This window comes from Alistipes timonensis JC136 (assembly GCF_900107675.1).
Taxonomy (GTDB): Bacteria; Bacteroidota; Bacteroidia; order Bacteroidales; family Rikenellaceae; genus Alistipes; species Alistipes timonensis.
On the sequence record NZ_FNRI01000001.1, the window covers coordinates 551,489 to 573,366 of the forward strand.

At 49.4% G+C, this 21,878-nt stretch carries 18 protein-coding genes and 1 pseudogene; 8 read left to right on the forward strand and 11 right to left on the reverse strand.

From position 1 onward, the window contains the following. Positions 1–2: 2 nt before the first annotated feature. Together BLU78_RS02220 and BLU78_RS02225 are read left to right on the forward strand one after the other, a co-directional pair. Complete coding sequence (locus tag BLU78_RS02220; protein WP_010259900.1) at positions 3–1,271, forward strand: phage tail tape measure protein; 1,269 nt, start codon at positions 3–5, stop codon at positions 1,269–1,271. A gap of 152 nt (positions 1,272–1,423) precedes the next feature. Continuing rightward, the gene (locus BLU78_RS02225; RefSeq protein WP_010259902.1) at positions 1,424–2,326 is read left to right on the forward strand and encodes a hypothetical protein; all 903 of its coding nucleotides are present in this window, start codon (positions 1,424–1,426) and stop codon (positions 2,324–2,326) included. Between the two features lies 1 nt (position 2,327). On the opposite strand, the gene BLU78_RS14185 is transcribed toward BLU78_RS02225, so the two are convergent. From BLU78_RS14185 to BLU78_RS02240, 4 genes are all read right to left on the reverse strand, one after another. Beyond that, entirely contained in the window at positions 2,328–2,708 is a 381-nt protein-coding gene (locus tag BLU78_RS14185) for a hypothetical protein (RefSeq protein WP_231290729.1), read from the reverse strand. Positions 2,709–3,194: 486 nt separating this feature from the next. Beyond that, the gene (locus BLU78_RS02230) at positions 3,195–3,830 is read right to left on the reverse strand and encodes a hypothetical protein (RefSeq protein WP_010259905.1); all 636 of its coding nucleotides are present in this window, start codon (positions 3,828–3,830) and stop codon (positions 3,195–3,197) included. A gap of 193 nt (positions 3,831–4,023) precedes the next feature. Next, positions 4,024–4,869, reverse strand: a complete 846-nt coding sequence (locus BLU78_RS02235; protein ID WP_010259910.1) for a hypothetical protein — start codon at positions 4,867–4,869, stop codon at positions 4,024–4,026. 10 nt (positions 4,870–4,879) lie between these two features. After that, positions 4,880–5,383, reverse strand: coding sequence for a hypothetical protein (locus BLU78_RS02240; RefSeq protein ID WP_010259912.1), 504 nt, complete (start codon positions 5,381–5,383; stop codon positions 4,880–4,882). Between the two features lie 504 nt (positions 5,384–5,887). On the opposite strand from BLU78_RS02240, the gene BLU78_RS13920 reads away from it, so the two are divergent. Together BLU78_RS13920 and BLU78_RS02245 are read left to right on the forward strand one after the other, a co-directional pair. Beyond that, positions 5,888–6,205: a hypothetical protein gene (locus tag BLU78_RS13920; RefSeq protein WP_143029333.1), complete on the forward strand. Its 318-nt coding sequence runs from the start codon at positions 5,888–5,890 to the stop codon at positions 6,203–6,205. Positions 6,206–6,397: 192 nt separating this feature from the next. Next, positions 6,398–7,882, forward strand: a complete 1,485-nt coding sequence (locus tag BLU78_RS02245; RefSeq protein WP_010259916.1) for a hypothetical protein — start codon at positions 6,398–6,400, stop codon at positions 7,880–7,882. Between the two features lie 86 nt (positions 7,883–7,968). Here the strand turns inward: BLU78_RS02245 and BLU78_RS02250 are convergent, their stop codons facing one another. The 7 genes and pseudogenes from BLU78_RS02250 to BLU78_RS14190 form a co-directional block, all read right to left on the reverse strand. After that, positions 7,969–8,403, reverse strand: a complete 435-nt coding sequence (locus tag BLU78_RS02250; RefSeq protein WP_074711980.1) for a phage portal protein — start codon at positions 8,401–8,403, stop codon at positions 7,969–7,971. After that, positions 8,361–8,660, reverse strand: a complete 300-nt coding sequence (locus BLU78_RS14075) for an HK97 family portal protein (RefSeq protein ID WP_010259922.1) — start codon at positions 8,658–8,660, stop codon at positions 8,361–8,363. Before BLU78_RS14075 ends, BLU78_RS02250 begins: the two co-directional genes overlap by 43 nt. Positions 8,661–8,910: 250 nt before the next feature. Next, positions 8,911–11,523, reverse strand: coding sequence for a DEAD/DEAH box helicase family protein (locus BLU78_RS02260; RefSeq protein ID WP_026020609.1), 2,613 nt, complete (start codon positions 11,521–11,523; stop codon positions 8,911–8,913). A 4-nt stretch (positions 11,524–11,527) separates the two neighbouring features. Next, positions 11,528–12,106 carry a hypothetical protein gene (locus BLU78_RS13925; RefSeq protein WP_143029334.1) on the reverse strand — a complete coding sequence of 193 codons (579 nt, stop codon included), beginning with the start codon at positions 12,104–12,106 and terminating at the stop codon, positions 11,528–11,530. Then, a complete protein-coding gene (locus tag BLU78_RS02265) occupies positions 12,106–13,710 on the reverse strand; it encodes a DNA methyltransferase (protein WP_010259930.1) in 1,605 nt (534 codons plus the stop codon). The genes BLU78_RS13925 and BLU78_RS02265 overlap by 1 nt, the downstream gene beginning before the upstream one ends. Positions 13,711–13,809: 99 nt before the next feature. Continuing rightward, positions 13,810–14,847 (reverse strand): Fic family protein, encoded by a 1,038-nt coding sequence (locus BLU78_RS02270; RefSeq protein ID WP_010259933.1) that lies wholly within the window; start codon positions 14,845–14,847, stop codon positions 13,810–13,812. A gap of 407 nt (positions 14,848–15,254) precedes the next feature. Then, positions 15,255–15,983, reverse strand: a pseudogene (locus BLU78_RS14190) (terminase TerL endonuclease subunit). A 338-nt stretch (positions 15,984–16,321) separates the two neighbouring features. On the opposite strand from BLU78_RS14190, the gene BLU78_RS02290 reads away from it, so the two are divergent. The 4 genes from BLU78_RS02290 (at position 16,322) to BLU78_RS02305 (ending at position 21,859) form a co-directional block, all read left to right on the forward strand. Further along, positions 16,322–16,963, forward strand: coding sequence for a nitroreductase family protein (locus BLU78_RS02290; RefSeq protein WP_010259945.1), 642 nt, complete (start codon positions 16,322–16,324; stop codon positions 16,961–16,963). Next, positions 16,963–17,535 carry a helix-turn-helix domain-containing protein gene (locus BLU78_RS02295; RefSeq protein WP_010259949.1) on the forward strand — a complete coding sequence of 191 codons (573 nt, stop codon included), beginning with the start codon at positions 16,963–16,965 and terminating at the stop codon, positions 17,533–17,535. Before BLU78_RS02290 ends, BLU78_RS02295 begins: the two co-directional genes overlap by 1 nt. 93 nt (positions 17,536–17,628) lie before the next feature. After that, positions 17,629–20,076: a heavy metal translocating P-type ATPase gene (locus BLU78_RS02300; RefSeq protein WP_010259952.1), complete on the forward strand. Its 2,448-nt coding sequence runs from the start codon at positions 17,629–17,631 to the stop codon at positions 20,074–20,076. Between the two features lie 199 nt (positions 20,077–20,275). Further along, positions 20,276–21,859 (forward strand): ABC-F family ATP-binding cassette domain-containing protein, encoded by a 1,584-nt coding sequence (locus BLU78_RS02305; RefSeq protein ID WP_010259955.1) that lies wholly within the window; start codon positions 20,276–20,278, stop codon positions 21,857–21,859. Positions 21,860–21,878: the final 19 nt, after the last annotated feature.

The following is a 21,878-nucleotide window of genomic DNA, read 5'->3' on the forward strand; positions in this document are numbered from 1 at the left end:
CCATGTCACGCCGCATTGCCGATCTGTTGGTCAAGATCGGAGCAGACTCCTATGAATTCCAGCAAAAAGCCCAACAGGTCGAGAAGAGCCTCGACGGGCTGTCGAAGAAGGTCACCTCTGTCGGCAAGGAGCTGTCGCTCAAGTTGACAGCCCCGCTTGCGGCATTGGGCGGGGTGTCGCTCCATCTGGCCGATGTGCAGGCCAAAGTCGAGGCGAAGGTTCAGCAGGCATTGAAAACGACCAATAATGCCGTTGGACTCAACTTCAAACAGCTCACCGACTACGCCTCGCAGTTGCAAGGTAAGACGATCTTCGGCGATGAGAAGATCCTCAATGACTCGACGGCACGCCTGCTTTCCTTCACCAATATCACGGGTGAGAATTTCAAACGCACGCAAGCTCTCGCGCTCGATCTGGCGACCGTGCTGGAGATGGACTTGGGGTCTGCGTCGATGCAGTTGGGCAAAGCCTTGAGCGACCCGGCGACGAAGCTCTCTTCGCTGGCCAGAGCAGGTATTGTTTTCTCGGAGGAGCAGAAAAAGGTCATCAAGAAGATGGCCGAGACCGGGCAAATTGCCAAAGCGCAAGCGATGATCCTCGACGAGTTGGAGAAGAAGTTTGGCGGTCAGGCAGCAAAGGTCGGCCTCGGCCCGATCCAGCAGTTGAAAAATGCGTGGGGCGATTTTCTGGAGCAAATCGGCGCGGCGATCATGCCCTTTGCTGTGAAAGTTGCGGGTGCGCTCTCGACGGTTGTCGCGGCTTTGCAGTCGATGTCGCCCGAAATGAAGCGGGTGATTGTCATTGTGGCTGGCATAGTCGCCGCCATCGGCCCGCTTACGTTAGGTGTGGGCGGTATGATCCGGCTTCTGCCGCTGTTGGCGACGGGGCTTACGGCTCTGCTCTCTCCTGTGGGTTTGGTTGTCGCGGCCCTCATTGCATTGGGTGCGGCGTTCGCCTATGCCCGAATTCAGAAGCAGAAGATGGTCGACGATCTGGCCGAGAAAAAGTCACTCGAAGAACTGCAAGCGGAGCTTGATGCCAACACCGCAAAACAGCGGCAGATAAAAGACTGCACCACCAAATGGCGGGTTGTTCCGAATGCGATAACCGCAGGCTTCACCTTTCAGAAGCGACCTGACGAGGCTTCGCTCAAACCGCTGCGCAAGGAGCAGGAACTGCTCACGGCGGCCATTCAAAAGAAGCCGGAAGCTTTGGCGGCCGAGGCGCGGGCGCAAGAGGAGGCTAACCGCGTGACTGCGGAAGCAGACTGAGAAACTGATGCGGTCAATGACGGCCGCAACAGCAACAGTCCTCCGGGTTAATCGGCAAGCTCACGACGCAGATCGAAGCCCTCGAAAAGAAGAAACTCCTGCCCGATGCGACGATTGAGGATATTGCAGCCGCGAATGCCGAAATTGCACGGTTGAAGGTGCAGTTGACCGACCTGCAAAACATCATGCCGGAAAAGCTGAACCGCAAACCGCTGGATTCGATTATTCCGGCTGGCATGGAGATCAAGCTCCCGGAGTGGAAAATTAAAGCTCCGGATCTGAAGCCAATCGCCGCACAGATGCAGCTACAGATGAAGGCAATCCACGAATCGGTGCGGAATGGCATCTATGGCTGGGCCGACAACACCAGCTCATTCCTGTCCGAAAATCTGATGGGAACGGAGCAATTGGTGACCGACTATACCGAAGCATTAACCGCGAAAGGTTGGAAGTTCTCGGAGGCCCTCGACCATGTTTCGCAGACGATCCGGCAGGTGACGGAAGGTTTCCAAAACTCGGTCAATCAGTTTCTGACCGACGGCATCGCGGCCACGGCTGAGGCTCTGGGCCAGATGATTGCCGGAGATTTGGGATTCGACGGACTGCTCAAGGCCATTCTCAAGCAGTTCGCAAACTTCCTGAAGCAGATCGGTACGCAGTTGATTGAATTCGGCATCATGATTATCGCGTTCAAATCAGCTTTGAAGTCCGTGCTGTGGAATCCGCGGGCCGCTATCGCCATCGGCGCGGCGATGGTGCTGGCGGCTGGCGTGATGACCTCCCTTATATATAAAAATGCGGAGAAGAGCGTCCCAAAGCTGGCAAAGGGCGGGCTGGCCTATGGCCCGACCTATGCGATGGTCGGCGACAACCCCAATTCATCCGTCAACCCGGAGGTGATCGCACCGCTCTCGCGTCTGCAAGCCATTCTCCCCGCTGGCGATAGTTCGCAGAACTTACAAATAACCCTTGGCGGTCAACTGACTGCCAAGGGTCGGGATTTGGACTATATTCTCGGAAAAGAGAACTTTAAGATTGATGTGCTGGGTGGGTAGATCATAGATTATGTACTGGCCAAAGTGTTTCGATTTTAGTGTAATTATCCATTAGAAGAAATTTTTCTCGTCCAATAGCATCTTTTAATTCTTGTGGGAACTGAGCCATGTCTTTGTAATTTTCAAGCACTATGAATTCGATATCATTGTAGTCAAATGTTAAATCATGAGGTATTCGCCATTCTCGCTCATGAGTGTAATCACATAGTGGAAATGTAGTTTGTTCTTTTTGTTTTTGAGATGCATATTTTGGCCAGAACGGCGTCACAAAAGTCATTGCATTACCACTCCATTGTTGATGATCGAAATAATCTGCTCTGACATAATAAGCAGGGCCTCCACCTGCTACAATATATAAATTTCTTGTTAAATCCAATTCCATATGATGAGTATTGTTTAGTATGTTCAACTAAACTGGTCCAAGGACATTCTGTTAAGCATACGGCTTTTTTCCCAGACCAAGGAAGAACAGAAGCTATAATTTTTTTCTCTCGAAGAATATTCTCAAGTCTTTTTATAGCTGGAGTGCGCATATATTCATTGGTTGGATTGCCATCATTTTTATATCCTTTCGGGAATTTATTAGATGTAAAATGCGCTAAATAAAAAGAAACGTCAGGTCTGCTCATAATTTTTTCAAGTTTTATCAACGACATTGTTTCTATAAATGTAGCAATAATAAATTTACTTTCACTTAATATAAAAAAAGGATGAAAAATAACAAAAAGACCATTGTCCATTAGAGATAACTATGATTGACTTGGCGAAAATAAAATAGCCCTCGGCGGTCAGTTGACTGCCAAGGGTTAGATTTGATCTATATTCTGAAAAAAGAGAACTTTAGGATTGATGTGTTGGCTGGGCAATATTATTTTGTCAAAATTTCAGCCTCACCATATTTGCCGTTCTCGCTATATAAACCAAGTTTTCCATCACGTTGTATTATAAAATATTCACCGTGATTATTATCATAATCGATCCTGGTTTCTTCATCTATCAAACTTGATTTGACATCTTCAATAGATTCTCCTCCAGCGCTATATATAGTTTTCATTTTTTCAATTTGATTTGCATCTTTAAAATAAATCACCGTGAAGCCGAATTTCTCGGTACTCCATCGACCTATAATGGTCATATCAGCAAGATCCTCTTTATTATGCTCATCTTGTTCCTGTGTAAATCCCAGAATTGAAATTTCGAGGTCTGGATCAAAATGCGAAGTTGCCCAAGTGCCGGGAGTGTTTGGTAACTCGTAAAAAATATAAAATCTCTTTTGGCGAGGTTTGCTCTTAAAAACTTCATCTGCTAATGTTGCTAACTGCTCTACAGATAACTTTTCACTAATATTGATAACCAGTTGATTCTTATCTAATACAGGATTACTATTATCTTCAGCCACAGAATATGTAAAACTGTCAGGCAGCGGCTCTTTTTTATATTTCCCTTCGGCACATGATATAGCCAACATCATTAAGATGCTATACAATAATATTTTCAGTTGCATATTAAAAAAGTTAGGTGACATTATTTTGAATAAAGATAGTCATAATTTGGTTAAGTTCATCGCCAAGATTGAAAAACATATAGACTGGTCGAATGAAGATGGCAAACTTGCAGACCCCAAAACAGCCTAATAAGCAGCTAAGGCTATTTTTAGTCTATGATTCTCAGCAACGTGAATGCTAAGATCGATAAGCTTAATGCCTGATTTTACTCGTAGCATTAATATACTCCCGACACACACGGGCCACAATATCTCGGAGTGATCTCAATTTCGCAAGGCAGTTCTGATAATCCTTTTCATAGACCTTAAAGGTCGGCAGATTTCGGGAATACCGAAGATAATACAACAACTGACCATACCACATTCTATTGTTGTTCTGTGCCGGATTGAAGGACTCGGCCAAAAGCCATGAAAAATGGCGGACTCTGAAGTAGCTGTATTCGAGATGCGAGCATCGTATGACATCGCCATAAAATACAGATTCTATGGCCTTAAACAACATGTCTGCGGTGTAAAACAGATTTAAGGCGGCCATCCGGGGTTGGCCGTCCTTCCATGCAGACTCGGCTCTATTCAGAAAAACTTCGGCGAAGTCAGCGAAATACTCATAGGCCGCTTGGTGCAATGCCGGATTATACGGCTGCCGCTCTATGGGGTAATGGCATTTTTTATTATCATAGACAAGGATACCTTCGTTGCAAATTGAAATAAAAAAGCAGTTGCCTTTCGAACAGTTGCTTTTTAAGGACGACAGAGAACAGGAGTGCAGGAATATGTTTTCTTCTTTGCGATTTGGGCGGCAGAAAGCGGCGTCCAGAATTTCCGTGATTTTGAAGGTGTTGATCCAGCATTCCTGCTGGCTCACAAGCAGTAATTCGTATCCGCCCAAAACACTCCTCATAGATCCATTGGCGTATTTCCCGAACAATATGATAAGGTCAACCTCCGCATGCCTGCGGATGATTCCGACAATGCGCTTGAGCTCCTGCCGGTTGATTTCGGGGATATCGGCTATGGTGGTTCGTTCCGCCTGGTTCATGCTGGGGAGATTATTTAGATATTTTATTCTCGTACATGATTAATCGGCGGTTGCACACCAGACTGATGATCTTTTTCATTTTTTCGACATACGCGATATCTGTCGTGACGGTATGCGGCGAGACCGTGAAGTTGTAATCAAAGCGGGCGGCATCCAGATAGTTCCTCAACCGTGGAATTGTGCTCATTGCCGTGTATTGCCCGGAGTCGAACATGACCATCAAATCCGCCGAGAGTGTCCGCAGGCTGACATAAAGCTCCTCGATATTCTCACTGTCGGTTTCGAAGTGGTAAAATACGAAGAAGAGCGTTCTGAAATACAGCAGGGCGGCTTGTGCGCACAGAAAGGCGGCCCTGCGGAAATCGCAGGTGATGGTGGCCTCTCCCGCATTTTCCAACAGTTGATTGCCCAGTCCGTAGATATGCAAGAAATAATACAATGCATCGTTCCGCGCCGCGCCGAAGTCACAGCAGGTCTGCGTCGGAACTCGGTATCGTTTATGGCAGTACAGCACCGTGCCTTCCGTTTTGGCAAGATGGAAAACGGGCGAATGGGTGTGCGACGCGATGAATTTTTGGTGTAGATATAAGGGTTGATATAACCTATCCCGCGATGCTTGGGCGGCATTTTGAGTTTGAGATACCGCCTTGCCGCCTGCTCTCCGGTCAGGTGAATCTCATCGGTAATGATCAGCAGGTCGTAGGCGGCAATATCGCTGTGGGGAGTTCCTCCGGCAAGTGAGCCAAAGAGGATGACGGCTTCGGGGCGATAAACCGAACTTCGGAGGATGTCAACTATATGCTGAGCCTCCCGCGTATCATACAGAGTTGACTCTACTGTCTGCTGGCTTACGGCCGCTGGATTCATGACGATTTCGACCGACTGCTCCAGTCCCGTGTTATTTATATTTTCCATTTTTTTTCGATTAATTACAGGTAATACATATACGATCCTTGCTGTGGGCAAAGACACAAAAATCAGTAATAGAATGACTTGTAAAAAATGGTTAATCGGGAGGATGGGAGTAGACAGAGTCTGGATTGTTGCAGGGCAGGAACTGCCCGCATGCCGGCTCATGGCCAATCAGCATCGTGATGCCGATAAAATATTGCGTTCGCATAAAAATAAAAAAAGCGCAGCTGCGAACACAATATTTTGCTTTTGGAAGCTCAAAAAAGGTGTCACTCGCGGGCCGCTAAACCCCAATGACTCTGTACATACGTTAGTATGTACTTTTTTGAGAATCATCACAAAAGCTGTTTCTTATTATATTCGCACTGCAAACATAAGAAAATATTTCTTATATCCGCTTAATTATTCGACATTAATCGAATGATTCTCAATGCGAAAGATCACTTTGTAATGAATCTCAATCTATGTTTCGGAGTATTAGCAAATTGCCGTTCTGAATATCTTGTCGTCAACAAAGATATGAAGAATTTTTGAAAGCTGATTTTGCCCCAAAGAGACATTGTATCCGCTGTGATCGCCTGCGGCTGTCTATTTTCACAGCGACAAGTGAAATCAGATGGACGAAATTCGCATAAAAGACCTGCCGAGCGCGAAGGGGCAACTGGATAGATTCGATCAGTTCGAGTTTATTGTCGATATTCCGGCGGCCGAGGCGTCGCTGAAGGTGTCGGGAGCCGATATCAAAGGGGTAATGTCGCCCAAACAACATACTCACGCAGTTGCTGAGGTGACGGGGCTTGCGGGTGAGTTGGAGAAGAAGTTAGACCGAAAGGGCGGCACGGTTACGGGCGACCTTGCCGTAATGGGAACCGCCTATATGCGCAGTCTGCGGCTGGAGGAGTTTCTGGAGGTCCCTGAATTTCAATACAACCGCGTCGAAACCATTGTCGGCGACCGATGGTCGGCTCCGGGCGGCGGAATCGTTGAACGAGTATCCGACGACAAGCGGTCGCTGGTCGTCAAATTAGAGGAGGGCGAAATCGGGACGCTCCGCGAGAACGATCTCTGCATGGGTGTGTTCCTCAACGCGGCGATGGACGAGCCGGAAGGCAACACGGAAGATACGGACGACAGTTTCGACAATCGCACCTATGCGGGTTTTACGACCTGTTATTTCCGGCTGACGAAGTGTCTGGACCGGGCGCGGTACTCGGAATGGGAGTATGAACTGCGCGAGGGGTATCCCTGCCGTCCGCAGGCGGCGATGAGCATTGTGGCTTTTGGCAATACGACCGATAAGGCTCGACAGAGTTCGCACTACGAGACGCGCACCTATCAGCGATTTTTAGTGGGGATGGACTCATGGGAGATTGGCTTGGAAAATATCGCCACGCAGTTCGGACAGTTAGACAATCTGATTGCGCATGGCCTCAACATGAAGGGCTATTCGGCCTATCTGAAAAATATCTATCTGCAGGGCTATCTCTCCGACCGTCTGGGCGATAGCTGGTTCGACTCGGCTTCAGGCAATCTTCAGCTTTATAATCGAGCGACGGGTTGCGGATTGAGTTTCCGAGATGGTATCTTGCGGTTTGGCCGGATAAATCCGGCAAAGCCAGATGCGGGGACGGACTTGGAAGGTCTGCTCCGGAGCGTGGCCGATACGCTCGAAACGCTGTCGCGCATCAATTCGGATGAATATGTATCTCCCGTCAAAAAGTCGTTTCTGCGGGAACGGTTGCAGGATATTCGAATGGAATACGAGCAGCTTCGGGCGAATGCTCAGTTTTGCATCAGTACATTGGGAGTTCTCATGGTGAATGGGAAGATTCGAATGGTAAATGGTCGTCAGCGCAATGTTCGTGTATTGATTGGCGAGTGGACTCCTTACGAGGAGGCGTATCTGGCCACTGTCGCCGCATTGGAGAAATACACGCAGGTAGCCCCGGAGTTTATCCCCACGGGCGAAGATTTCGGCCGTATCGAAGCCTACTACGCGTCCCGGCGGCAGATTGCCGAGGTGCTCGACAAAGCGTCGAAGTCCGGCGGGAGTGAATTGGAGTACCTGAGGCAGAATTTCAAAGATATAACCACGAATTAGGCATCCTCTGGCGGTATCGATATCCACTCGTAGGTCATGCCGCCTTCGAGCAGCAACGGGAGGTGAGCCTTATGCAGTCCGATGGATTAGGCGAGCAGATCCTTTTTCAATCGCTCGTATGCCTCCGGCTTGAGTGTCGAGAGGTATTTGAACACTCCGGACATATTGCCGCCTTGATTGAAGAACATCTCGCCGTACTGCTGCGCCGAGACGGAGAGCGCGAGGTTGTCGCGGTGGACGGCAATCGGACTTTTGCCCTTGTAGCCGTTGGTCGAGAGGCCCTTCAGGTGGATCATGTCGTCAGCGGGGAGTATCTCGCCGCTATCCAGCCGGTAGAACAGTTCTTCGTTATCGGTCAGCACAGGCTCGACCTTCGCCGGATAGTAATATTTGAGCCTCAACGGGCGATATTGCTTATCCCGGTAGATCCGCGCATAGTCGTTTCCCCACAGCGAGCAGAAGATCATCAGAAAATGCATCAGGTCGAAGCGGGTGGAAAAGCTGTTCGGCGTTTGGAGTATCCCGCCCGAAGGGTGGCCCTTCTGTCGCTCCCGCCCATGATCGGTTGGCGGTACAGGTGGATCGGCAGAATGCCGACGGTTTCCGAGAGGATCCGCACGCAGGCCCAAACTGCGGTCAGCGCCAGCGAGGACTCCTGAGTGATGGCCGGGCTGCTGGTCTTGTCGGCAGTCAACGCTTTATTGACCGCGTTCTCAAACTCGTCGGAGAGTATCCGGCTCTCGTCCCGTGGTATCCTGTTTGTTCTTTCGGCAAACATAAGATGCGGATAAACTGTAGTCATGAGACAATATCCCTGTTTCAGATACGCTCCAGCGGCGTCATCTCAAAGTCGGTGTCCGAGGTCATGATCTCGAACTCTACCTTCTACAAGCTTTGGGAAACCCTCATAATTATCAAGCAGAAGCTACACTCATTCTTTTTGAACATAGCTGATAAATGATGTTTCTGCTTTACTTAAAAATCGTCAGATTTTGTGGATGTATTAGCAACTGTATGTCTATCTCCTACTATATTAACTCGTTAAGACTATCCTCAAATTCATTCATTTTTACTTGGCTATTAAAGAACGGCATCCCCCAAACAATATATTTTTGATCCTTCCAAAGTTGCTCTAATTGATGTTCTTCCTTTAATGAAAGCAAGAACTTTTCTTTCCATTCATCTCGTAGTATAAGATGCTGTCCTTTGGGCTCAATGAAGATTTGGTAATGAACTGCTTCTCCTGAATTATGATTTAGAAGAAATAAAACGAAATCGGGTTCTAAGGGTCTGCCATCTTCAAAATTGTATATTTTGAAGAATCTCTCGTTTCTCACAAGATATATTTCATCGTATTGGAGTTTGAGATTTTCATACACCTTATCGATGTATTTTATCAATAATTTTTCTTCGGATGTGCCAAAACAATCATCGAATACATACCAGTTTTTGCTGCTTAAATCCAAGTAATAGTTAGTCTCTGCCGGATTGATCATAGACCGGCCAAATTCTGCGTCACCGTTTTCATTCAGAGAAAAGTTTAAAACTTTATCCTTAATGCGGTCTTTGAGCATATACGGTTTAAACTCTTTACTTCCTTTAAACTCTATTCTATCTGAGGCTAATATTGGAGCAATCTCTTCCAATACTTTTATAGAAGCTTCTAATTTTTCCTCTTGTGATAGATTCTTAATTTGCTGCGGCAAACCAGAAATATCTAATTTGACTTTACCTAAATAATCATTAGAGGTAATAAATTCAGTAACAGAATTCAAGTTAGGCAGTAAGGTTTTGAGATTTGAAAATTGGTAAAACTCCAATCTATTCAGGGCTTTACGAATAATATTCTCTCCGAAATCTGCTAATTTGTATTCTTTCTCTTTCCTTTCTATCAGGGCCGCTTCAGTATCACTGAAAACCACACTTGATTTAGAGTAACCCGTTTTTAAATTAACTTTGTGCGTTTGCTCTATTATACTCGATTTGAGGCTGAAAATATCCTCACGATTATATTTCTTTTGCTCATTGAGAAAGATAAATCCTACCTTGTAGAAAGGTGTATCTTTAAACTCCGGCTTAAGTTTAAGGGGGCGCTCAATGGTTTGTTTTGCTTTGATACCGATTTCTACGAGCGCAGTATTTAACTCTTGAATATACTTAGGATTATATGCACTGTGATAATATAGTTCTTCGCAAATTCGCAGTTCGTTGGTAGTGTCATCATCGAATTTTCGACCAAAGTAAGGTTGGTCTTCGGTTATTTGAAAAGGACAATATCTTGCGCCTCGACCAATTAATTGAGCTTCGGCCATTGTCGTTTTCCCCGGCTTCCCGGCTTTTGCATCACGAGTATCGTATAAGCGGACAATATCAAACAGATTTAATACATCCCAGCCTTCATTCAGTTTATCTACCGCAAAAACGGCCCGGTACTCGTTGGACTCGTTTTCTAATGAGTTTACTGCTAATTGCTTTTGCTCACTTTCATCTTTGCTATTTACCGAAATCAATTTCTCTTCAGAAAAATCTTCTTTTAATTCGGTTATAAGATTATCTAAAGTAATATGATTGGCGTCTAAATATTGAAAGACTCTCTCGATTACTTCATCGGGCTTGGACTGTTTTATTTTTTCTAATTGAGAAACTTTCAGGTTTTTGATGCCATTTTTAAATTCCTCGAAAAACGACCGGCTTTCATTGATCGTTTTCGATTTGAAGAGAATAACCGGCTTGATGAGCTTTTTGTGTTTTTGGAATATCTTACGCCTATACTGGCTTAACAAGACCCCTTGCAAGGCCCTGTCAAATTGAGAGATATCGGCTTGGAGTACTTTTACTTCTTTGGAATAACCGTCTTTCCGGAATTGCTTTAATGGATAATCAAAAATTAGCTTGTCGTTGTATTTTTTGGCGATCTCCGGCAGCGCTAAATCGACGGTAGCGGTGAACTCTAATAAGATATTATCGCGATTCGCATTGAAAATGCGGTTCACGGTTCCTTCCCAGCTGATAATTTCTTCGGCCTCTTCAGCACTCAATTCCCCTTTCTTCGTTTCTGCATTGATATGGTGGGCTTCATCGGAAATGAGAACTATTTTTTTATCTTCAAAATCATCGTAAGTAAGACTGTTTTCTTTAGGGGTATTAAGTCTTGTATGAAGTCCTTGTATGGTAGAGAAAACAATATTAATATCGTCCTGATTAGCTGTCTGAAAGTTCTCTACTTCCTTTATGTTGATTTGTTTGTCGCCAATAGTTACCGTTTCAGAAAAGAGATATTTTGATGATCCGGTATTGAAAAAATTATCCTTGGTTTTTTCAATGATGTTGGTGCTATTCACGAAGAACAGAAAGTTACGGTAGCCTTGCTGGTATAAGTACACGATAAGCCCGGCCATGACAAGCGTTTTTCCGCTACCGGTGGCCATATGATAAAGCAACTGGGTGGGAACACCTCTGGGGCGGTCATGGTATTCGGTCCAAAAATAAACAAACCGGCCAAAAGCTTCCTGCTGGTATGGGCGTTGCCCGTAACCATTTTTCAAATTGGAATATATGTATCCGGGAACTCGATTCCTGTAAAAATCGGGCCCACCAAATTTCAATGCCGCACTGAGTGTGTCATTTAACGTCTGTAACATACTGTCATACTTCTTTAAGTACAGGAACAAGCGAGCTTAATTCTTGTAATTGAGCGATTGTGACATCCCATTTTGGATAATGTACTGGTCTGTTCTTTAAAATGGTCCCTTTTGCATGAAATTGGGCATTTTGCATGAACTCAATTTTGGTCATCCAACCAACAATATATAAAGTTCGTTTACCATTATTTGTTGTGTGCATTTTTGAAAAGACATAAATATCTGCAGGTCTTGGTATTTGCTCCTGTGTCACTTCGCATCGCCAATCGTCTTGGGGTATATAAAATACCTCTTGAGTTTTAACATCAATGACCTGATTATTGCAACCTGAAAAATCACCATGATCAGGAGTATTCCCAATCTCCTCGCCTAAATATTCTATTTCAATCTCATTTTGCCGACACCACTCCTTAAAAGCAAACTCCCCAATATATCCAATTGCTATCTTCTCTATTCGTTGTTTATCATCTAGACGTATGTCTCGCTTATATTCTGTTTTAATACGGATTTCAGCTCTTCTGTTCGCTTCAGCCCAGCTTTCTGCAGAACATGCCCATTTAAAAGCATTTACAAACGACGCCATTATTTTATAATTTGATTGTAAAAATTATGATTTTGCTTGATAGTTTCAGAGGTAAGGCCAAAATCCGTATCTGCGATTTCAGAATAATTAACATACAAATTATTCAAATCGAAACATTCCAATAGAAATTGATAACAATCTTCAAACGACACCTCATCAAATGCATTCTCAAATGCTTCTATATGTTTTCGCTCTATTCTATAACTTAGGAAAGACGAGTTTCTGAACATAGCGTATATTCGCCACAAATCCTCCTTTGTTTTGGCAGTGGTTAATGCCGATAATGCAAATTTCTTATTTTCCAATAATTCTATATAAACAAAAGAACTGCATTTTTTCAGCCTTTCTTTTGCAATATCTATCGTGTTATCCATTTGCTCGATCGTAATATATCTCCTACCCAGAGAAGATGCCACATATGCTGTACTTGCACTTCCTCCGAAAAAGTCCATCACGATGTCGTTCTCATTGGAAGTGGCTTTAATAATCCGTTCCAATAATTTAAATGGCTTTTCGGTATTGTATCCTGTTCTTTTTAAACCATCAACTTTGAACCGTGAAGTTACTGCAAACTCCCACCAATCTTCGGGAATTTTGCCTTTATTGGTGTACCCTTCACTGACATTTTTATTCATTTCCCCATTAAATCCACCGGAATGTACTTCAGATTCCACCCTAATATCATCGCTATTAAAAATCCAGCTATCACCCTTACCATACCAAAGTATATTATCATGTTTACGACTGAATTGTCGCATTCCTGGGGATCCAGGGCCTGTATAACACCATATAATCTCATTAATGAAATGTTCTCGACCAAAAATCTCATCCATTAATATTTTACAATAATGAGCTTCATTATGATCTAAATGGACAAATATAGAACCATCCGGCGCTAAGAGTTCTTTTGCGATCTCCAGGCGGTTTTTCATAAATGTCAACCATGTAGAATGGGTAAATTTGTCGTTATAGGAGAAAGTGTCGTTACCTGTATTGAAAGGAGGATCAACATAGATTAATCGAACTTTATTCGCATATACTTTTTTTAAACTATGCAACGCCAGCAAATTATTACCCCGAATTAATAGGTTATTCAATCCATTGAATGTGTTTATTTTCTCCGTCTTGTCTTTATTATAAAATTCAACATGTCCAATAGCTTTGGGCTGTAGAAGTCTATCTATCTGGTCTGGAGCCAATGTCTCGTTCCAAAATAATTCATCTCTTTTGGCATCCTCTTTAGTTTGCCCTCCTTCAAGAACACAATCTTTATAGGGCCATGCCAAGACCACTTCGTTGCCGCCGGAGATAAATTCATCGTCATCTAATAATCCAACCTTATTTTTGAAAGCAGTGTAACTGTCGGGTAAAAATGCTTTGTTGCTGACAAATTTTTGAAATCTAATCTTATCGAAAACTTGCACTTTGTTTACCTCTTGGAAGAAGTGTTTTTTTATGCTCGCATGGGAAAGCAGCATTCCTATTAATGTGGGATCGAGTTGTAATGCCAATTCGATAATCTTGTTCTTAAGTAACTTCCCTTCTACAACTAACCTTTCATCGTGCTTCAGTAGACTTGTCAATTCGGTCAAAAGATTTTGCATATATTTTTATTTTTTTAGTTCATAAATAACCATGGCCATCTGCATAAATTCCGACGTAATCGTTTTGCCATTTTATTTTTGTCTTTTAATAATTTCAAACTAAAAATATGTAGTTACCGCAAACTCAAACTGATCAATGAATATCTGCTTAAAGACTGATATGTTATTTTGCTCATAGAAAACCAGCATTGCTTTTTTGTATTCCACTGAGTCAATTGTACGAAAAGAGATTGGGCAGTAATAATTTGCCATAAGTTCGGCATTACTTACTATACGAGCCGTCCGCTTATTTCCATCGTTGAACGGCTGGATGTAAGATATCAACACAAGCAGCAGAAGAGCCTTTTCAAATATATCTTCGCGGCGATTCACCAGATCGCAAACATCATCCAATGCCTCTCGGATCTGAAATTCATTATCCAACGGCCGATAATTCGTACCTGTAATACCTATACGCCTGGTGCGGATGTTCCTGTCCGCATCTAAATCATGTATCAGTATGCCGTGTATGTTCTCAATTTTCGCTACGCTCAGCGGCTGGAGATAATTCGGATTCTCGATCAGATAATCCAATGCCTCTTTGTGGTTGAGAAGCATAGTGGCTTCTCCCAGCGACTTGCCGGATGCTGTTTCTTTCTCCAACAGCAATCGCTCTGTTTCCAGCAATGAATATGTGTTTCCTTCGATCTGCGAGGACTTCCAACTCAAATCCACCGCCAAACGTTCCATTTCCTTTTTATATTGCGCCGGGGTCAGTTTGGCCACATTTTCCCGAAACTGCTGTTGCAGCCCGATAAGTTTCTCATGCTCACGTTTGGTAAACAACGGGGCATCTTTCAGAATGCCGAGTAGCTCAAAATTAAAATGATCTATAATTTTACGCTGGTCAATCTCTTTTTTGAAATACATTTCAACGTCTATTGGCGCTAGCATATCATAGGTCGGCGAGACAAAATATCGTGTTCCTTTATTCTGCCCCTCGACTGAGAGCTTGTTATCTGCGACCAGTAAAGCGAGATCCCGTCGTAAGGTTGCCGGCGAAATATTCAGTCCAAGCCCTGTTATTATATCGGATGAAGATACTCCTGGATGCTCCCGAACATACTGAATAATACTGTCTGTTCTTCCGTTTTTCATGCTGATAAATTTTTATCGCTCACAAATATATGAAAGACTGTTTAAAGATCACCTCTTTTGAGCGATATTTTAGAAGTTTAATGAGCGATATTTTTATTGGCCAACCCTTTTGCTTCTTTTTCAGCCGCCTGTCCAGTACCTTTCTAAAGGAGTCAAATTCGGAGTACCGTCGACGGCCTGTTACCTGAATGTGGAAATTCTCCAGCCGTTCGTAAGCCTCCATCTGCGAGGGATACAGGTCTTGCATTTCGAAGTAGTAATCCGCGAAACCGTCAGCAGAGAGCAACTTCTGCATGGCCGGATCGATGTGGAGAATAGCCGACAGCTCCGACTCGATCTTCTCGCGCCGGGCCACCTTATGCGGGGCATCACATAGCCGCACCTTAGGCTATCTTTCCGTTTCCTCATTACAACAGTCTAAGCATTCCCCGGTCGTTGTACGGGTTGGATTCGTTTTTCGCCTGATCGGTCAGCCACTCACCGAGGACCATGATCGAGGCGACGATGCTGTCGATCTTCTGCATCGACTTGCGCTTGTCCAGTTTGATATTGCCTGCCGGATCGGTCTGCACCACCGTTGATGCCAGCATCCACCTCAATACCGGATTCCCGAAGTGTTCCAGTTCTCCGGTCAGCACAAGTGCCTCGAATTGTTTGGTCGGAGCCGACATCGAGCCGAACCCCTGCCCAAACGGAGAGAATTCCATCCCCTCGTTTTGCAGGTCTATGATCGTCTACGAGGCGTTCCAGCGGTCGTAAGAGATGGATTTCAGGTTGTAGCCGGCGGTTACGCGGAGGATATCAGCCTTCACGAAGTCATAATCCACCACGTTGCCGGGCGTGACGGTCACATACCCCTCGGCCACCCACTTGTCGTAATTGATATTTTCCTTCTTTACCTTCTCCAACGTCTTGTCTTCCGGAATCCAGAAGAACGGCAGGAGCTGGAAGCGGTCGTTTTCATGGAAGAGCAGCACGAATGCGGTCACATCGCCCACGTTCGACAGGTCGAGTCCACCCCAACAGTCACAACCCCGCAGGCTGACCGGATCCGTCTGGCCAACGCAACGCATCCATGCATCGTCGAATATCCATGTCAGTTCGGCATCCACCCACAGGTTGACGTTCTTAGTCATCACGTTGCGCACAGCCTCCGGACTTGCCCCTCCGCGTAACCAATTGCGTCACGGCAACGTCCATCGGCAAATCTGTTGTATAACCTGTGTGTGACCTGCGGTAATTTTGAGGGCATTAATTAGGGTATAAACGAAGAGGGATAATCCGCCAAAAGCCCCTGTAGCCCATATATAGCACGGATTTGGAGGTAAACCCCAGACGGATCACTTTTGATTCCAGCTGAATCACAAAAGATTCCAGCGGGATCACGGAAAGAAGCGGCAGTCACACGATTGCCGCTTTTTTTGTCTTTATACCCGGTTTGTACTATCTTTGCTTCAATTAACGGAAACGAACCATGGCAGACAACTATCTGGAACGGAAAATGGAGGAATACCGGGCCCGGACGACAGCGGGACAAGGCAGCCGCAGACCCCTGGCGACGCTCGGCCGACTGTTGCTGAAAAACCGCAGCCACCGCGGCTACGACGCGAATTTCATCGTCCGCGAGGACCAGCTCCGGCGCATCATCGCAGTAAATGCCAAAATCCCCTCGGCGCGGAATCAGCAGGTATTGCGGTTCCGTCCCGTATTGTCCGGCGAAGCGCAGAAAGTACTGGAGCACATCCGTCTCGGAGGGGCCCTGCCCCACCTGCACCTCCCCCTGCCGGGCACCGAGCCCAATGCCTTCATCATCATCTGTTCGACCGCAGCGGAAGACCGTTACGTCGACATCGACCTCGGCATATCGGCTCAGAGCATGCTGCTGCAGGCGGCGGAGATCGGGCTGAACGGCATCTGCATCGGAGCTTTCGACAAGGAGCGCATCCGGCAGGAGTTCGGGCTGGAATGGGAGCCGCTGCTGATCCTCGCCATCGGCCGGGGCATCGAAAAGATCGAACTGGTGCCGATCGGCGCAGACGGCGAACGCGCCTACTACCGTGAAAACGATACGCACTACGTCCCCAAGGTCCGCCCGGAGGATTTGACCATCAAATAATGGAAACGACCGACACGCTATACATTCGCAACATGGTGTGCGACCGTTGCCGGATGGTCGTGCGGGAGTTGTTCGCCGAGCTGGGAATCGAGCCCCTTTCGGTCGAACTGGGCGTGGTGCGCACCGCGGTTGCGGTGGAAGATGAACAGCGGAAGCGGCTGGACGCACGGCTGCGGGAATTGGGGTTCGAGCTCATCGACGAACCCCGGCAGCAGATCGTCGAACGGGTGAAAGCCGAAATAATCCGGCTGGTGCACCGCGACAACGGGGCCCTGCGGGTCAACCTCTCCGACCGGCTGACTGAAGCCACGCACCATGAATACAGCCAGATCAGCAAACTCTTCTCCGAAACGACCGGAACCACCGTCGAAAAATACTTCATCGCCCAGAAAATCGAGCGGGTGAAAGAGTTGCTGACCTACGGCGAGCTGTCGCTCGGCGAGATCGCCGACCTGATGAACTATTCGAGCGCCGCCCACCTCAGCGCGCAGTTCAAAAGCCTGACGGGAATGACCCCGACCCGCTTTCGGGAACAGGCCGCGGGGCATCGGAAACCCCTCGACAAAGTATAACGGCCAAATCTTGTAAATCTATTCCATAATTCTGTAACGGCCCTGCGGCCCCGCGGCGTTACCTTTGCAATGAAGCAAAAAGGTAACGGAACCATGGAAAATCACAGCATCAAACAGACCTTTCCGGTCGCCGGCATGAGTTGTGCGGCGTGCGCGGCGAAGGTGGACAAAGTCCTGAACCGTGTTCCGGGCGTAAGCCGGGCTGCGGTGAATTTCGCGGCGGCGACCGTTCTGGTGGAATACGACGCCGCGCAGTGCTCACCCGCCGCACTGCGGGAAGCCATGCGGCAGGCCGGGTACGACCTGATCGTCGGGGCCGGGGATGCCGCCCGGGAAGCGGAAAAGGCCGCCGGAGAACGCTACCGCACGCTGAAACGCCGCACGGCGTGGGCCATAGCCCTGTCGGTGCCGGTAGTCGTTGTGGGGATGTTCGGGATGGGGATGCCCTATGCCGACGAATTCATGTGGCTGCTGTCGACCCCGGTGGTATTCGTACTGGGGCGTGATTTTTTCATCAATGCCTGGCGGCAGCTCCGCCGCGGCTCGGCCAACATGGACATGCTGGTTGCCGGAAGCACCGGAGTAGCCTATCTTTTCAGCGTGGCGAACATGCTCTTTCCCGGATTCTGGGAAACCCGGGGCATTCATCCCCACGTCTATTTCGAGGCGGCGAGCGTCATCATCGCCTTCATCCTGCTGGGGCGCCTGCTCGAAGCCCGCGCCCGCGACCACACCTCGGAGGCCATCCGCAAACTGATGGGACTGCAACCCGCAACCGTGGTCCGTATCGGTGCGGACGGACAGCAGCACGAAACTGCGGTCGGCGAGATACGCCCCGGCGACCTGCTCCTCGCACGTCCGGGCGAACGGATCGCCGTAGACGGAACGGTAGCCGAGGGCAGTTCGTATGTCGACGAAAGCATGCTCACCGGAGAACCCGTCCCGGCGGCCAAAGGTCCCGGCGACGCGGTGTTCGCCGGAACCGTCAACCAACGGGGAAGTTTCCGCTTCACGGCCGCAAAGGTCGGCGGCGAGACCCTTTTGGCACAGATCATCCGGCTGGTGCAAGAGGCGCAGGGCAGCAAAGCCCCGGTGCAGAAGCTCGTGGACCGCATTGCGGGCATCTTCGTGCCCGTGATTATCGGCATCGCCCTCGTCGCGTTCGCGACATGGATGCTGTTCGATCCGGAGAACGGGTTCTCGCACGGCCTGCTGGCGTTGGTCACGGTGCTCATTATCGCCTGCCCCTGCGCCCTGGGGCTGGCGACGCCCACAGCCATCATGGCCGGAATCGGCAAAGGGGCCGAGAACGGCATCCTGATAAAAGATGCCGAGAGTCTTGAAACGGCCGTGAAAGTGGATGTCGTAGTATTGGACAAGACCGGGACGCTGACCGAAGGGCGCCCCGAGGTGACGGACCTCGTATGGGCCGGGGACGACGATTCGCACCGGAATATACTCTGCGCCCTCGAAAAACGCTCGGAGCACCCGCTGGCCGAGGCCGTCACCGCGCATCTCGGCGCATGCGCCCCGGTGGCAGTCGAAGGCTTCGAAAGCATCACCGGAAAAGGCGTAAGCGGCACAGTCGGCGGCGTCAGCTACTACGTCGGAAACGAAACCCTGATGCACGAACACGGCATCGCCATCGACGACAAGCTCCGCACGGCAGCAGAGCAAATGGACGGGGAGGCCAAGACCGTCATCCGGTTCGCCGACGGGGAGCGGGTGCTGGCCGTAGCGGGTATCACCGACCGGCTGAAAGAACATTCGGCGGAGGCTGTCCGGGAGTTGCGCGAACAGGGCATCGCGGTCTGGATGCTCACGGGCGACGGCGAGGCGGCGGCCCGCGAAACGGCCCGCAGGGCGGGCATCGACAACTCCCGCGCAGGGGTGCTCCCCCACCAAAAGGCCGAATTTATCGAAGCGCTTCAGGCCGAAGGCCATACGGTGGCCATGGCGGGCGACGGCATCAACGACAGCGCGGCGCTGGCCCGTGCCGACCTCGGGATCGCCATGGGGCGCGGCAGCGATATTGCGATGGAGGCGGCCCCGGTGACGATCATCTCGTCGGAGCTCACGAAGATCGCCGAGGCCATCCGCCTCTCGCGGCTCACGGTGCGCACCATTCGACAAAACCTCTTCTGGGCGTTCATCTACAACCTGATCGGCGTGCCCGTGGCCGCCGGTGCGCTCTACCCGCTGCTGGGGGTCCAGCTCGACCCCATGATCGCGGGGGCGGCAATGGCGATGAGCAGCGTCAGCGTGGTGGCCAACAGCCTGCGCCTGAAACGCGCGAAACTGCACAAGGAAAAAACCAATAAAAAACAACGGATTATGAAAAAGTACCAAGTGGAAGGCATGATGTGCAACCATTGCCGCATGCACGTAGAGAAAGCGCTCAACAGTCTCGAAGGCGTATCGGCGTCGGTGACGCTCGATCCGCCGGCGGCCGAGGTCCGGTTCACGGGCCGCACGTACTCCGACGAGGAGTTGCAGCGGGCTGTCGCCGAAGCCGGCGACTACCGATTGAGGGCCCTGTAAGGCACTTCCGGAAACAAACGATGGCGCAAAGGTGCGGAAATCCCGAAATTATCCGTATCTTCGCGCCATCACCAATAATTACTGCGATGAGAATACAACAATAAACGGGTCGGGTTCAGTCAGACCGACGCCGTATCCGCTCGGAACGAAACATCGGTTTAACCGGTCTTCACGCAAGACCCCCATTTATTGTGTATCTATGCATATCATCGTCAGTGATCTCTCCTATCACTATACCAACCGGCAGTCGCTTTTCGAAGCGATCCGATTTTCCGTGCCGCCGGGCGGAAAGGCAGCCGTCGTCGGCAACAACGGAACGGGAAAATCCACGCTCCTGAAACTGCTCGCGGGCGAACTCACACCCGCGTCGGGCAGCGTCGCCTGCGCCGCACGCCCCTATTATGTCCCCCAACAGCCCGATCTGGCCGGATTGAGCGTCGCCGGGGCGCTGGGCGTCGCCGAAAAACGTGCGGCCCTGCACGCCATCTGCGCCGGAAGCACCGACCCGGCCCATTACGACGCCCTGGGCGACGATTGGGACATCGAATCGAAATGCCGTGCGGCGCTCGACGGCTGGGGACTGCATCACGTCGGTCCGGATAGCCCGGCCGACGCCCTGAGCGGCGGGGAGAAAACCAAGCTCCTGTTGGCGGGAGCGACGCTCTGCCAGCCCGAGATACTCCTGCTGGACGAGCCGACCAACCACCTCGACGAGGCGGGGCGGCGGCAGCTCTACGCCTTCGTCCGCGACACGCGGGCTACCGTAGTGGTCGTGAGCCACGACATCACGCTTTTGAACCTGCTGGAAACGATCTACGAACTCTCGCCGCTGGGACTGAAACGCTACGGCGGAAATTACGATTTCTACCGTCAGCAGAAACAAATCGAACGGCAGGCCCTCGAACAACACCTCGACGCCGCGCAGAGTGCTCTGAAACTGGCCCGCAGGCGGGCGCAGGAGGTCCGCGAACGGCAGGAAAAACGGGTTGCGCAAGGCGAGAAAAATAAGGACCAGGCGCCGCGCATTCTGCGCAAGGGACTGAAGGACAGCGGCGAGCGGACAGCCTCGCGGCTCCGGGACCAACACGCCGAGATCATCGGCCGCGACCGCGAAAAGATCGCCGGACTGCGCGCCATGCAGCAGCGCGAATGCCTGTTGCGAATAGATTTCGACGATGCACAGCTCCACGACGGCAAGCTGCTGGCGGAGTTCCGGGGCGTCAATTTCGCCTACCCCGGAGGCACGCCGCTCTGGGAAGGACCACTCGACGCGACGATTCGCAGCGGGGAACGCATCCGCCTGCGGGGCGGCAACGGAACGGGCAAAACCACCCTCGTAAAACTGCTGACCGGGGAGTTGAAACCCACCGAGGGAGAAATCCGCCGGAACGGGTTTTCCTATGTCTGTCTCGATCAGGAATACAGCCGCCTCGACACTCCGGCGACCGTGCTGGAAGCCGCGCAGGCGTGCAACCGCAACCATCTGGAAGATCACGAACTGAAAATGCGGCTCCACCGGGCGCTGTTTCCCGCGGAGACGTGGGACAAGGCGTGCGACACGCTCAGCGGCGGCGAACGGATGCGGCTGAGCCTCTGCTGCCTGATGATCGAGAACCACGTGCCGGACCTCTTCATCCTCGACGAGCCGACGAACAACCTCGACCTGCAGAGCCTCGGCATCCTGACCGACACGATCCGCAGCTACCGGGGCACGGTGCTGCTGATCTCCCACGACAGCCGTTTCGCCGAGGAGGTCGGCATCACGAGGACGATCGCGCTGTAAACGACACGGGGCCGGTCAT